Source organism: Gordonia alkanivorans NBRC 16433 (genome assembly GCF_000225505.1).
Lineage (GTDB): Bacteria > Actinomycetota > Actinomycetes > Mycobacteriales > Mycobacteriaceae > Gordonia > Gordonia alkanivorans.
In genome coordinates this window covers 33,954-47,267 of sequence record NZ_BACI01000072.1, presented here as the reverse complement: position 1 = coordinate 47,267, position 13,314 = coordinate 33,954, and the positions used below count along the sequence as shown (strand labels likewise).

Below are 13,314 nucleotides of genomic sequence, written 5' to 3'. Positions count from 1 at the left end.
AGTCCTGTCGGCCCGCGACCCAGCCCCGTCGTAAGCCCACGTCAGAGCGAGAAAGAGTCATCGCGTGATCGCCCGCACCATCAACCCGCAGCTGCTGCGCGACTGGGCTCGTGTCTGTGTCGACCGGCTCGAGGAGTCGCGGGGCGAGATCAACGACCTCAACGTGTTTCCGATCCCCGATTCGGACACGGGCAGCAACATGCTGTTCACCATGCGTGCTGCCGCGGAGGCCGCTGCTGCCGCGCCGGATGACGCGACGTTGCCGCAGGTCGCCCGTGCGATGGCCGACGGTGCGGTGGCACAGGCCCGCGGGAACTCGGGCATCATCCTGTCTCAGGTTCTCATCGGGATGGCCGACGGTGCGGAGATCCTCGGCGACACCGACTCCCTGACCTTCGGCGACCTGGCGTCGCTCGGCCTGCGCCTGGGATCGCTGGCAGCGACCCGTGCGGTCAGCGAACCTCGCGAGGGCACGGTGCTGACGCTGGTGCGGGTGGCCGCCGAGGCGGCCGCGGCGCATGAGAAGGAGACCGCCGCCGACATCGTCCGGGCCATCGCCGACGACTGCGCCGAGGCGCTCGAACGCACACCGGAGCAGTTGTCGGTTCTGGCGTCCGCAGGCGTTGTCGACGCCGGCGGTCGCGGATTCCTCGTGATCGTCGATGCAATGGTCCAGGTGATCACCGGTGTCGCGAACCGTCGACGCCGCTATCGGGGCATCCTCACCGACAGCGCGACCCTCGGACACGGTGTCGACGACTCGTGCGTGGAGAGCAGCGATCAGGACTTCGAGGTCATGTACCTGCTCGACGGCGCGGCCGGGGACCAGATCGCCGGACTGCGCGAACGGCTGAACGAACTCGGCGACGCCGTGGTCATCGTCGGCGACAGTTCGAGCGGCGAGGGCGAGCGCTTCTCCGTTCACGTCCACACCTGCGAACCCGGTGCCGCGGTGGAGGCCGGCGCGGGACTGGGGCGACTGTCGGATGTTCGCATCAGCTGTTTCGCACTGGATGCCATTCGCGCACAAATCGATTCGAACGAGCCCCCGCCCCGGCACAAGCGTGCGGTGGTCGCGGTCACATCCGGTGAGGGTGCCGCTGACCTCTTCGCCGAGGCCGGGGCGACCGTCCTCCGTGCCGACGACGGGCTGACCGCACGCGCGTTGGGGCAGGCGATCCGCGACACCGACAGTGCGCATGTCGTCGTGATGGCCAACGGCGCGTTGAGCTCTCAGGATCTGGTCACTGTCACCACCGAGGTGCGTTCGACGCAGCGGTCGGTGCTGATGCTCCCGACGTCGTCGATGACCCAGTGTCTGGCCGCGCTCGCGGTGCACGACCCGAGCGAGATCCCGGATGTCGACGCCTACGCGATGGCCGAGGCCGCCGCCGGTGCGCGGTGGGGGTCGCTGCAACTCGCGACCACCAAGATGATGACGCTGGCCGGGATGTCGGACGTCGGCGATGTACTCGGACTGATCGGCGACGACGTCCTGGTGGTGGCGCCCGATCAGACCTCCGCGGGCACCGCGCTCATCGACCTGATGCTCGCGACCGGCGGTGAACTGGTGACGGTGCTCGCCGGAACCGACGTCGACGAGGACGCGCTCGAGGCCGTCGGCGAGCAGATGCGCCGCAGTCACCCCGGTATCGAGCTCGCGATCTACCGGACCGGGCAGCGCAGCGATCTGCTGCAGGTGGGTGTCGAGTGAACGAACTCGCTCTGGCGGATTCGCTGTCCGACGTCCTCGGGTCCAAGCCGGCCGAGAAGCTCGCAGGACTCGGCGTGACAACGGTCGGGGAACTGCTGCGCTACACACCCCGTCGGTACATCCGGCGTGGTCTCGTGGCCGACCATCAGCGACCCGAGCCGGGGGAGTGGCTCACCATCGTCGGCCGGATCACCAAGTCCGACCTGATCCAGATGAAGAGTCGTCGCGGCCAGTTCCTCAAGGTCAAGGTCACCGACGACAACGAGGTCTACGAGGCGAGCTTCTTCAACCCGAAGTTCATCCGCCACCAGCTGCGCCCCGGGGCCCGGGTCATGATGGCCGGCACGGTCAAGTACTTCCGCGAGCAGATCCAGCTGTCGCATCCGGAGTGGATGATCCTGCCCGACGGTGATCCCGAGATCGAGGACCACGTCGTCGGCTCCAAGATGCTGACCGAGATGTACGCCGTCGAGGAGGAGATCGCCCGGGAAGAGGGTGCTCATCCGCTCGTTGCGATGTTCGACCGCGAGATCCTGCCGATGTACCCGGCGACCAAAGAGGTTCAGACCTGGGACATCCTGGGTGCGGTGCGCCGGGTTCTGGACCATTGCGCGCCGATCCCCGACGCGTTGACCGATGCGCAGCGTCGTGAGCGCGGGCTCGTCTCGACCGACGAGGCGATCCGCAAGATCCATCTGCCCGACTCCGAGGACGACGTGAAGGTCGCCTCGCATCGACTCAAATTCGATGAGGCGCTGGCGATCCAGACGGTGCTCGCACAACGACGCCTCGCGGGTCGCAGCGATTCGGCGCCGCCGTGCCCGCATGTGCCCGGCGGTCTCGAGGACAAGCTGCGCGAACGTCTTCCGTTCACGCTCACCGAGGGTCAGGTTGCGGTGGGAGAAGAACTCGCCGAGGATCTCGCGCTCGCGCAACCGATGTCGCGGTTGCTGCAGGGCGAGGTGGGTTCCGGTAAAACCCTCGTCTCGCTGCTCGCGATGCTGAGGGTCGTCGACAACGGATACCAGTGCGCGATCCTCGCACCCACCGAAGTGCTTGCCGCGCAGCATCACCGGACGATGAAGAAGATGCTCGGTGACCTCGCCGACGGGGGCGAGCTGACCGCGGCCGAGGGGGCGACCCGCATCGCCCTGCTGACCGGGTCGATGAAGACCAAGGGACGACGCGAGACACTGCTCGACGTGGTGACCGGTACCGCGGGCATCGTCATCGGTACCCATGCCCTGCTCGAGGAGAAGGTCGAGTTCTTCGACCTCGGCCTCGTCGTGATCGACGAACAGCACCGGTTCGGCGTCGAACAGCGTGATGTGTTGCGCAACAAGGGGCGTGATGGTCGAATCCCGCACTTCCTGGTGATGACCGCGACGCCGATCCCGCGCACCGTCGCGATGACCGCCTTCGGCGACCTCGAGACGTCTGTCCTGCGTGAGCTTCCCCGCGGACGTCAGCCCATCTCGACGTCGGTGGTGCCGATGGGCCGGCAGAACTGGGTCGACCGGGTGTGGTCGCGTGCCAACGAGGAGATCGATGCCGGCCGCCAGGTCTATGTCGTCTGCTCGCGCATCGGCGACGACGACTCACCAGAACCCGAACCCGGCCCCGACGGCGAGAAGGGGCCGAAGACCACGTCGGTGGTCGAGCAGTACGAGGCCCTCGTGGCCGGTCCGTTCGCGCATCGTCGGGTGGAGATGCTGCACGGCCGTCTGGCGCCGGAGGAGAAGGCGGCGATCATGGACGCGTTCGGCCGCGGCGAGGTCGATGTCCTGGTGTCCACCACCGTCATCGAGGTCGGTGTGGACGTGCCCAACGCGACCACGATGGTCATCGTGGACGCTGAGCGGTTCGGTGTAAGTCAGCTCCATCAGCTGCGGGGCCGCGTCGGTCGTGGGCAGCATGCGGGGCTATGTCTGCTGATGACCAACAGCAACGAGATCTCCCAGTCGATGCAGCGCCTGCGCGCGGTCGCCGGGTCGAACGACGGCTTCGAACTCGCCCGCGTCGACCTCGAGCAACGTCGCGAAGGTGACCTGCTCGGTTCGTTGCAGTCCGGTGTCAACACCTCGCTGCGGTTCCTGTCGCTTCTCGAGGACGTCGAGGTGATCGAAGACGCGCGCGGACTCGCGGAGGACGTCGTGAGCGAGGACATCACGCTGTTGCATCACCGGCCACTGGCCGATCTCGTCGACGGGATTCTGGTTCCGCAGAAAATCGCGTATCTCGACAAGTCCTGACCGGCGGTCGCTACCCGCTTGTGGAACCGTGCGGGACCGCATTACGTCAAAGTCCCATGGTCCTTCACGAGGCGACGTTCCGTTCGCCGACGCTGCGGCGGTTGCGTATGCGTCTGCGGTGGATCGGCCGGAACGGTTCGGTATCCGGGTCGTGGTCGGCGAGGCAGTGGTGGTTGCTGGTCTTCGCGGTGGTCACGGCGATCGTGGTCGCGGTGGGGTCGGGTGGCTTCGGTCCGCGCCCCGACACCGACCCGCGGGTGCGGGCCACGGCGCGAGAAGCACTGGCGCGCTTGGCGTCCATCCCCGTGTACGCGCAGCGTCCGGACCGCGACGACTACGACCGGAGGGCGTTCGGCTCGGCGTGGACGGATGCGGTGGCCGTGGCCGGCGGTGGCAACGGATGCGACACCCGCAACGACATCCTGGCCCGCGATCTGCAGGACATCCGGGCCGGACCGGTCCCGAGTTGCCCGAGAGCGGTTGTCGCCGGGGAGTTCCGGAGTCCGTACAGCGGCGAGTTCGTTGTGTTCCGTCGTGACCGTGGGGCGTCGACCGTGCAGATCGATCACATCGTGCCGCTGGCCTACGCCTGGGACATGGGCGCGTGGTCGTGGGAATTCGGCCGACGACTCGAGTTCGCGAACGATCCGGCCAACCTGGTCGCCGTCGACGGGGCGTCGAATCAGGACAAGAGTGACTCGGAACCGGCGCGCTGGATGCCGCCGGCGCGCGGGTTCTGGTGTCAGTACGCGATCCAGTTCGTGACCGTCAGCGTGACATACGGTTTGACGATCGACGTGGAGTCACGGGAGGTGCTCGCCGACGCGCTCCGTTGCGCCGGTTGACGTGATTCAGGCGGTTTCGCCACCGGATGCGTTGTGCAGCAGATTCAATCCCACGACGCCGACCAGGATGAGAAAGATGCACCCGAGACGGGCGAGTCCGGCGGGTTCGCGGAGGAACAGCATGCCGTAGAGGGCGGTTCCGACCGCGCCGATACCGACCCACACCGCGTAAGCGGTGCCGAGCGGGATCGAACGGATCGCGTAGGCCACACCGGCCATGCTGCCGACGACACCGACGACGAAGATGACCGTGGGCCACAACCGGGTGAAGGTATCGGACTTCTCCAGCGCCGCCATGTAGACGATCTCGATCAGTCCGGCGGTCACCAACACAACCCACGGCACGTCCGACACTCCTCACCAACCCGGCTCCACACTCGTTCGTCACCCTAAGTGCGGCCGGGCCGGTCCGCTGGCCGAGCGCTCGACCAGGTCAGGCCGAGAACGTCGGTCGCCCACCCGTGGGACGCTTGAGCTGCGAGAACGCTGAGGTGGCACCGATTGTGGTGATCGCGGAGTAGAGCGCCTGCGCCTCGTCGCCGGTAGGGATGTCGGAGAGCACCGGGCCGAAGAAGTGGGTGCCGTTGATGCCGGTGATGGGGCTGCCGCCGGTCTCTCCCAGTGCTTCCTGGCTCCGCTGGTGCGCTGTTCCCAGTGTGTCGTCCCACGAGTCGTCGTCCATGGCGTCGGCCACTTCGGGAGGGAGCCCGGCCTCGGCGAGGATCTCGGCGACCACAGCGGGGGTCATCTCATCACCGGCGTGGTGGATGCGGCGGCCCATCGCCGTGTAGAGCGGCTCAACCGAATCGGCGCCGTTCTTCGCGATGGCGGCCATGAAGACCCGGCCGAGACGGCGCGAGGTGTCCCATTGCCGGCGCTGCTGGTCCGACGCGGGCTCCCGATCCTCGTTCAGGACGGCCAGGCTCATCACGTGCCAGGCGACGGTGTCATCGTGTCTCTCGGCCTGGTCGGTGAGCCATCGCGATGCGGCCCATGCGAAGGGGCACACGGGATCGAAGTAGAAGTCGAAGCGGGTCATGACAACTCCTGTCGTGTCAGGGATTCTTTTCCGGGGTCGTCGGGGTCAGGACTGATCCGACAGGGCGTCGATCGCGGCCTGCAGCTTCGTGGCGGCGTCGCGCGCGACGGACTCGAGGTCGGGCTCTCCCGAGACCTGAACCATCAGAGCCGGATTCATCGCCTCCACGAGTGTCGTGCCGGGGTGGTCCGGGTCCGACCGGACGACGACATTGCACGGCAACAACAATCCGATCTGACGTTGGACCCCGAGTGCTCGGTGGGCCAGAGGCGGATTGCAGGCGCCCAGGATCAGGTACGGCTCCATGTCCTCGTCGAGCTTCTTCTTCAGGGTGGCCTGGACATCGATCTCCGTGAGGACGCCGAAACCCTGGTCGGCGAGAGCGGCGCGCGTGCGTTCGACCGCTTCGTCGAAGGGGACGCTCATCGTGGTGCTGAGTGCGAGTGACATTGTCTTCCTTTCATATCGGCCCCGTCCCGGGCCACACGGGTTGTCATCCGTTGGCCCGGGACGGAACCGGTTCGGGGGTCAGTGCGCGAAGCTGATCTTCGGGAGGACGCGACGCAACCAGGCGGGTGACCACCATGCGGCGCGGCCCGTGATCCGCAGCATCGCCGGAAGCAGGGTGAGGCGGATCAGAACGGCATCCAGCAGGACGGCGACACCGAGGATGATGCCCATCTCCTTCGGGGGGAGAGGTTCGGCCAGGGCGAAGGTGAAGAACACCGCCACCATGACCGCTGCCGCGGCGAAGATGATCCGGCCGGAATGGGCCATCCCGTCGACCTGGGCACTTGTTGCGCTGTCGGACCGCTCGAAGTGTTCCTTCGTGGTGGCGAGCAGGAAGACCGTGTAGTCCATCGCGATCGCGAAGATCATCGCGAAGAAGAACACCGGTCCCCACCCGTCGAGGAAGCCCTGGGGTGTGAAGCCCAACAGGTCCGCGAGGTGGCCGTCCTGGAAGATGAGCTTTGCCACGCCGAAGGCAGCTGCCGTCGACAACAGGCTGACCACGGTGCCGATCAGGGCGATCAGCGGTGCCTGCAGCGAGACCAGGAGCAACACGAAGCCCAGGATGAGGATGACGGCGACGACCAGCGGGAAGTAGTCGTTCAGGGCCTGCTGGAGGTCGAGGTTCTCGGTGGGTGCGCCACCGACCAGTGCATCGCTCGGCAGGGCGCCGCGCAGGTCGTCGACGATCGTGCCCATCTGCTCATCGGACGGGTCGACTGACGGAAGTGCCTGCATGAGAACGTAATCGGAGCCGTCAGCGGCGGGCATCGGAGGGGTCACCATCTCGATCCCCGGCGACTTGGAGGCGATCGCGGCGGTCTGCTGCGCCTCGCCGGCGGGTGCGACGATCTGCAGCATGCCGGGTGCGCCCTCGCCCATCTGTGACTGGACGAGTTCGTAGCCCTGACGCACCGGCGCGTCCTCGGGGACGACGGTGATCGACGGCATCGCGACCTTCAGGCCGAACACCGGGATCGACAGCGCGATGAGAACAGCGAGGGAGCCGGCGGCCACCGTCCAGGGGTGACGGTGCAGGAAGAGTCCCCAGCGGGCGAACACGGGTGAACGGTGTTGCTGGCGGCGGGCATACGGCAACGACACCGCATTGACCCGGGGACCCAGCTTGCCCAGTGCGGCGGGCAGCAAGGTCAGGGTGGCGGCCAGGACGAAGACGACGGCGAGCATGATGCCCACGGCCATCGTGCGCACCGCGGGTGCGGGAACCAGCAGCACCGCCGACAGGCTCACCAGGACGGTGATGCCGGAGAGCAACACCGCTTTTCCTGCGGTGTCCATGGTTTCGGCGACCGCGGCACGCATGTCGTCGGCGTGGCCGCGGATTGCGTCGCGGAAGCGCGACACGATGAACAGTGCGTAGTCGATGCCCAGGGCCAGGGCGAACATCATGGCGAAGTTGATGGCCCACACGGAGATCGGGGTGACCTGGTTGAGGAGGACCAGTCCGCCCGCGGATGCGACGAGTCCGGCGATGGTCAGCAGCAGGGGGAGTCCGGCAGCGACGAGCGATCCGAAGGCGAGCACCATGATGGTCAGGGTGACGGGCCAGGAGAACAGTTCGGCCTTGATCATCGCGTCGTGATTGGCCTTGTTGAAGTCACTCCACAACGCCGACGCGCCGGTCGGATAGACCTCGACGCCGTTGCCGGACAGACCGGTCAGCTCGTCTTTGTGTTCGTCGACCGCCCGCACCATGTCGTCGGTGTTGGCGGCAGCGCCGATGAGGACGATGCCGGTGTGACCGTCGGGGCTGATGGACATCCCCGGTTGTGGTGGCACGACCTGGGCGAATCGGTCATCGGTCGCCGCGAGTTCGGTGATCTGTCCGACGACGGCCTGGACCGTGGGGCTCTCGACGCGGTCACGGTCGGAGTGGACGACCACCTGGACCGCCGCCGAGGAGTTTCCGCCGAAGTGTTGCTGGGCCAGCTCGCGGACCTGGACGGACTCGGACCCGTTGGCCTGCCATCCGGCGCCGGCGAGGGAGGAGAACACCGAGGGTGCCGCCGCTCCCAGGACCACCAGGAGCAGGACCCAGACGCCGAAAACCCAACGGGCGCGACCCGCCATCGTCGCGCCCCAGCGTCCGAGGAGCCCGGCTGTGGGACCCGAGGTATCAGGTGCTGCTTCGTCTTCGGACAAGGCCGAATTCGACGACATGAGAATCCTTTCGTTTTATACCCCTAGGGGTATCCGATCTGGCGTCGAACATACCCCTGGGGGTATCCTTGGGTCAAGGGGCCGATATCGATCGGTTGCGGAAACGGCGGAATGCCGAGACAGGAGAGGTCGGAATGACCAGTGATGTGAGGGTCCGTGCGGCCGTCGACGACGAGGCTATGGGTGCTGTCCTGAATCGGCTTCGACGCGCTCAGGGCCAGCTTGCGGGCGTGATCGCCATGATCGAGGCGGGTCGGGACTGCACGGACGTGGTCACGCAGCTCGCAGCGGTGTCACGAGCTCTGGATCGTGCCGGCTTCAAGATCGTGGCGTCCGGGATGCGGCAGTGCGTCGAGGCTGTGGACGGTGAGCGGGCCCCGCTGTCGGAGGCGGAGCTGGAGAAGTTGTTCCTCGCCCTGGCGTGAGGGGCGGGCCCGGACGCCCGCCGGGTGACGGTTACGGGAACGGAAGAGGGGGGCCGAGGAATCGGCCCTCCCTCTTCGATGATCGTCGGATGGGTGTTCGCGGGTCGGGTGCTGGGCCCTCAGCGTGGACATGAGGCGCGCGGGAGTCCGGCCTTCGCCATGAGCAGGCTGGCCGGGCACCACCCGACCGCGCTGTAGAGCAGCAGATTCGCGGCCACGAAGAGGGTGAGCACGGTCCACCACGGGGACACCGTCAGCACGAGGATGACGCTGACTGTCACCATCACGCCCGCAAGCGCGGGCACCATCCGCTCCACGGTCGATCGGGGCTGGTGGGTCTCGGTTGTGGGGGTCATGGGTTCTTCTTTCTGTTCCGGGGTCGTCTGACTGTCAAGGGACGATTACTCTGACCAATATACCCCCTGGGGTATAGTTGCGGCGAGTGCAGACGAAAGGACTCTCAGAACATGTGTCAACCGGTGACCTGTAGAACGTGTGGCAAGACCACCTGGTCGGGCTGTGGTCGTCATGTCGACGCCCTCAAGCGCCGCGTCCCCGACTCCCAGTGGTGCGACGGGCACGCAAAAGAGTCGTCCCGACGCTCGAAGTGGTGGTCCCGCGCCTGACCGGACCGGATCTCTTTGGGGACGTGCGCGGCCCGGCGCTACTCTTGAGAACGGCATATCTCCCGCGACGACCTCGTCGCGGCGACCACCCGCGAAGTCGAGGAAGTTGATGAGCGCACCCACCGCAGAGCCCTCCGTCGCAACAGGCGAGTCCGACACCGAGAAGGTCGTCCTCGGACTCGCCAGAGCTGCGAAATCGGCATCCCGCTCGCTGGGTGGACTGACGACAGCGGACAAGAACGACATCCTGCTCGCGGCAGCCGACGCCATCGAGGCCGCCACGGAGACGATTCTCGCGGCCAACGCCGAGGACATCAAGCGCGCCGAGGAGGCGGACACCGAGGCGAGCCTGCTCGATCGTCTCCGTCTCGATGCAGCCCGGGTCGTCGGCATCGCCAACGGTCTGCGGCAGGTCTCGGTCCTGCCCGACCCCATCGGTGAGGTCGTCGCCGGCAAGACCCTGCCCAACGGACTCCAGCTCCGACAGCTCCGGGTTCCCCTCGGTGTCGTCGGCATCGTCTACGAGGCGCGTCCCAACGTCACGGTCGACGCGTTCGGCATCGCCTTCAAGTCGGGCAACGCGGTGCTGCTCCGCGGATCGTCGTCGGCTCGGTCGTCGAACGCCGAACTCGTCCGCATCCTGCGGGAGACCCTGTCCTCCAAGGGAGCCAGCGCCGACGCGGTGTCGTTGCTGCCCAGCGAAGATCGCTCGAGCGTCACCGCACTCATCCGCGCCCGCGGGCTCGTCGACGTCGTGATCCCGCGTGGCGGTGCCGGACTCATCGAGGCCGTCGTCTCCAACGCGACCGTCCCGACCATCGAGACCGGCGTCGGCAACTGCCACGTCTACGTGCACGCGCTCGCCGACCTCGACGTCGCCGTCCGCGTCATCCTCAACTCCAAGACGCGCCGGCCGAGTGTCTGCAACACCGCCGAGACCGTCCTCGTCGACAAGGCCGTCGCCGCAGACGCGCTGCCCCGGATCACCCAGGTGTTGCAGTCCCAGGGCGTCGTCATCCACGGCGACGAACCCGGCATGGAACCGGCCACCGAGGACGACTGGTACAAGGAGTACCTGTCGATGGACATCGCGCTGAAGGTCGTCGACGATCTCGACGCCGCGGTCTCGCACATCGACACCTACGGCACCGGGCACACCGAGGCGATCATCACCACCGACCTCGCGGCCGCGGACGAGTTCACCCGCCGCGTCGACGCCGCCGCCGTCATGGTCAACGCCTCCACCGCCTTCACCGACGGCGAGCAGTTCGGGTTCGGCGCCGAGATCGGCATCTCCACCCAGAAGCTGCACGCGCGCGGCCCGATGGGCCTGCCCGAACTGACCTCCACCAAGTGGCTGGTCTGGGGCAACGGCCACGTTCGGCCGGCCTGATGACGACCCCTGCCGAGTACACCGCCTCCGGACCGCAGGTCGTCCCGTCGTTCACGTCGGTCGACGACGTCGTCTCGAAGCTGCGTGAGACCGGCTACCTCGCCGACGACGCCACCGCGACGTCGACCTTCCTCGCCGACCGGCTCGGCAAGCCGCTGCTGGTCGAGGGGCCCGCCGGTGTCGGCAAGACCGAACTGGCCAAGTCGATCGCCGCGGCCACGGACGCCGAACTCGTCCGCCTGCAGTGCTACGAGGGCATCGACGAGGCGCGGGCACTCTACGAGTGGAACCACGCCAAGCAGATCCTGCACATCCAGTCCACCGGCAACCGCGCCTGGGAAGAGGCGAAGACCGACATCTTCTCCGACGAGTTCCTGCTGCCGCGTCCGCTGCTGAAGGCGATCTCGCGCGAGGGCCCGACCGTGCTGCTGATCGACGAGGTCGACAAGGCCGACGTCGACATGGAAGGTCTGCTCCTCGAGGTCCTCAGCGACTTCGCGATCACCATCCCCGAGATGGGAACGGTTGCCGCGCAGCGTCGCCCGATCGTGTTGCTCACCTCGAATGCCACCCGTGAACTGTCCGAGGCGCTCAAGCGTCGTTGTCTGTACCTCTACATCGACTTTCCCGACGCCGAGCGGGAGAAGGAGATCCTCGCATCGCGGGTACCGAATCTGTCGGCGTCGCTGAGCGCGGAGCTGGTGCGCATCGTCGGCGTGCTGCGGACGCTGGACATCCGCAAGAAGCCGTCGGTGGCCGAGACGATCGACTGGGCCAACACCTTGCTCGCACTCGGTGCGGGTGAGCAGGCCGACACCAAGCGCGGCGGCCTCGACGACGGCCTCATCGCGCGCACGCTCGGTGTGGTGCTCAAGCACCGGCCCGATCTGAAGACGGCTCTCAAAGAACTCAAGCTGGGCTGATGACGACTCCGCTCGTCGCGCACCTCACCGACTTCGTCGACGAGCTGCGCCGTCGCGGGATCGTCGTCGGGCCGTCGGCCCTGATCGACGCGGCGAGCGCGATGGAGGTCCTCGACCTGCTGGAGCGCTCCCGCCTCCGCGAGGGTCTGGCGACGACGCTGCTCGTCGACAATTCGCATCGCGGGGTCTTCGACCGCGTCTTCGATCTGTGGTTCCCGGTGGGCGCGGGGATGCGCACCATCACCGAGGACCTGCCGCGCGACGAGGACGGCAACCTCGACGTCGAGGCGGTACGGGACGCGCTCGCGGAGATGCTGGCCGACGACCCGGCGGCCGGTGACGGTCGACTCGAGCAGGCGATTGCGATGATCGTCGACGAGCTGGGACGCTATGGCTCGACGAAGGGTGAGGCCTTCTCGGCTTACCAAGCGATCTCCGCGGTGAGCCCGCAGACGCTGATCGCCAAGATCGCCGCGGCGATGGCCGGGGACGGCGAGGGCGACGCGGGCCGGCCGGGCACGGAGCCGCTGTACCGGCAGGCCGCCCGGCAGAAGGCCGCCGATCTGCGGGCCGCGATCGAACGCGAGACGCAGCGTCGGATGGCCGACCGCAACGGCCGTGACAAGGTCGGCGCGTACGCGGTGCCGCCGCTGCCGGAGAACGTCAACTTCCTGTCCGCGGGCGCCAAGGAGCAGGTGGAGATCCGCAAGACCATCGAGCCGCTGGCCCGGCTGCTCGCGGCGAAGCTCGAGACGCGACGACGCCGGGCCCATCGCGGTGCGGTGGACGTGCGCAAGACCCTGCGTGCGTCGATGTCCACCGGCGGTGTCCCGATCGAACTCAGTCACCGCAAGCCGCGTCCCGGCCGCCCGGAGCTGATCATCATCTGCGACGTGTCGGGGTCGGTCGCCGGGTTCAGCCAGTTCACCCTGCGACTGGTGTACGCACTCCGGCAACAGTTCTCGAAGGTGCGGGTGTTCGCGTTCGTCGACACCGTCGACGAGGTGACCGAGTTCTTCGACCACGGCGAAGAGGACTTCGGTGCGGCGATGCACCACATGATCTCGACCGCACGGATCTCGACGCGCGACGGGCATTCGGATTACGGGAACATGCTCGCCGGCTTCGTGGGCGACTATGCGGAGACGCTGACGCATCGGGGAGCGCTGCTGGTCCTCGGCGACGGCCGTAACAACTATCACGATGCGCACGTCGATGCGCTCGCCGAACTCGTCGAACGTGCCCGTCACGCCTACTGGTTGAATCCCGAGGCGAAGGAGCATTGGGGGACCGGTGACTCGGCCGCCACCGATTACGCGGAGGTCATCGACATGTTCGAATGCCGCAATGCGACGCAGCTCGGCACGGTCATCGCCGACCTGCTGCCGATCTGAGCGCGGCGTCAC

At 67.2% G+C, this 13,314-nt stretch carries 13 protein-coding genes; 8 read left to right on the top strand and 5 right to left on the bottom strand.

The window, feature by feature from the left end; all coding sequences use genetic code 11:
- Positions 1-64 precede the first annotated feature (64 nt).
- From fakA to GOALK_RS13360, 3 genes are read left to right on the top strand one after another with little or no spacing between them, the layout of a single operon-like run.
- Positions 65-1,714 (top strand): DAK2 domain-containing protein, encoded by a 1,650-nt coding sequence (gene fakA, locus GOALK_RS13370; RefSeq protein ID WP_006359359.1) that lies wholly within the window; start codon positions 65-67, stop codon positions 1,712-1,714.
- The gene (gene recG, locus GOALK_RS13365) at positions 1,711-3,966 is read left to right on the top strand and encodes an ATP-dependent DNA helicase RecG (protein WP_006359358.1); all 2,256 of its coding nucleotides are present in this window, start codon (positions 1,711-1,713) and stop codon (positions 3,964-3,966) included. The genes fakA and recG overlap by 4 nt, the downstream gene beginning before the upstream one ends.
- A gap of 56 nt (positions 3,967-4,022) precedes the next feature.
- Positions 4,023-4,811 carry an HNH endonuclease family protein gene (locus GOALK_RS13360; RefSeq protein ID WP_040004212.1) on the top strand — a complete coding sequence of 263 codons (789 nt, stop codon included), beginning with the start codon at positions 4,023-4,025 and terminating at the stop codon, positions 4,809-4,811.
- A gap of 6 nt (positions 4,812-4,817) precedes the next feature.
- Here GOALK_RS13360 and GOALK_RS13355 read toward each other — a convergent pair whose 3' ends face one another.
- The 4 genes from GOALK_RS13355 to GOALK_RS13340 form a co-directional block, all read right to left on the bottom strand.
- Positions 4,818-5,156, bottom strand: a complete 339-nt coding sequence (locus GOALK_RS13355) for a DMT family transporter (protein ID WP_006359355.1) — start codon at positions 5,154-5,156, stop codon at positions 4,818-4,820.
- A gap of 88 nt (positions 5,157-5,244) precedes the next feature.
- Entirely contained in the window at positions 5,245-5,850 is a 606-nt protein-coding gene (locus GOALK_RS13350; protein WP_006359354.1) for a mycothiol-dependent nitroreductase Rv2466c family protein, read from the bottom strand.
- 45 nt (positions 5,851-5,895) lie between these two features.
- Positions 5,896-6,300 (bottom strand): DUF302 domain-containing protein, encoded by a 405-nt coding sequence (locus GOALK_RS13345; protein ID WP_006359353.1) that lies wholly within the window; start codon positions 6,298-6,300, stop codon positions 5,896-5,898.
- Between the two features lie 78 nt (positions 6,301-6,378).
- Positions 6,379-8,541: an MMPL family transporter gene (locus GOALK_RS13340; protein ID WP_006359352.1), complete on the bottom strand. Its 2,163-nt coding sequence runs from the start codon at positions 8,539-8,541 to the stop codon at positions 6,379-6,381.
- A gap of 134 nt (positions 8,542-8,675) precedes the next feature.
- Here GOALK_RS13340 and GOALK_RS13335 point away from each other — a divergent pair, with 134 nt between their 5' ends.
- Positions 8,676-8,966, top strand: coding sequence for a metal-sensitive transcriptional regulator (locus tag GOALK_RS13335; protein ID WP_006359351.1), 291 nt, complete (start codon positions 8,676-8,678; stop codon positions 8,964-8,966).
- A 119-nt stretch (positions 8,967-9,085) separates the two neighbouring features.
- Here the strand turns inward: GOALK_RS13335 and GOALK_RS13330 are convergent, their stop codons facing one another.
- Positions 9,086-9,322 (bottom strand): YgaP family membrane protein, encoded by a 237-nt coding sequence (locus GOALK_RS13330; protein ID WP_006359350.1) that lies wholly within the window; start codon positions 9,320-9,322, stop codon positions 9,086-9,088.
- Positions 9,323-9,433: 111 nt separating this feature from the next.
- Between GOALK_RS13330 and GOALK_RS24730 the strand changes: the two genes are divergently transcribed.
- The 4 genes from GOALK_RS24730 to GOALK_RS13315 all read left to right on the top strand — a co-directional run bounded on the left by GOALK_RS24730 (position 9,434) and on the right by GOALK_RS13315 (position 13,302).
- Complete coding sequence (locus tag GOALK_RS24730) at positions 9,434-9,592, top strand: DUF8730 family Cys-rich protein (protein ID WP_488160741.1); 159 nt, start codon at positions 9,434-9,436, stop codon at positions 9,590-9,592.
- Positions 9,593-9,701: 109 nt separating this feature from the next.
- A complete protein-coding gene (locus tag GOALK_RS13325; RefSeq protein ID WP_006359349.1) occupies positions 9,702-10,985 on the top strand; it encodes a glutamate-5-semialdehyde dehydrogenase in 1,284 nt (427 codons plus the stop codon).
- Entirely contained in the window at positions 10,985-11,908 is a 924-nt protein-coding gene (locus tag GOALK_RS13320; protein ID WP_006359348.1) for an AAA family ATPase, read from the top strand. Before GOALK_RS13325 ends, GOALK_RS13320 begins: the two co-directional genes overlap by 1 nt.
- On the top strand, positions 11,908-13,302 hold the full coding sequence (locus tag GOALK_RS13315; RefSeq protein WP_006359347.1) for a vWA domain-containing protein: 1,395 nt from the start codon (positions 11,908-11,910) through the stop codon (positions 13,300-13,302). Before GOALK_RS13320 ends, GOALK_RS13315 begins: the two co-directional genes overlap by 1 nt.
- The last annotated feature ends 12 nt before the right edge of the window (positions 13,303-13,314 follow it).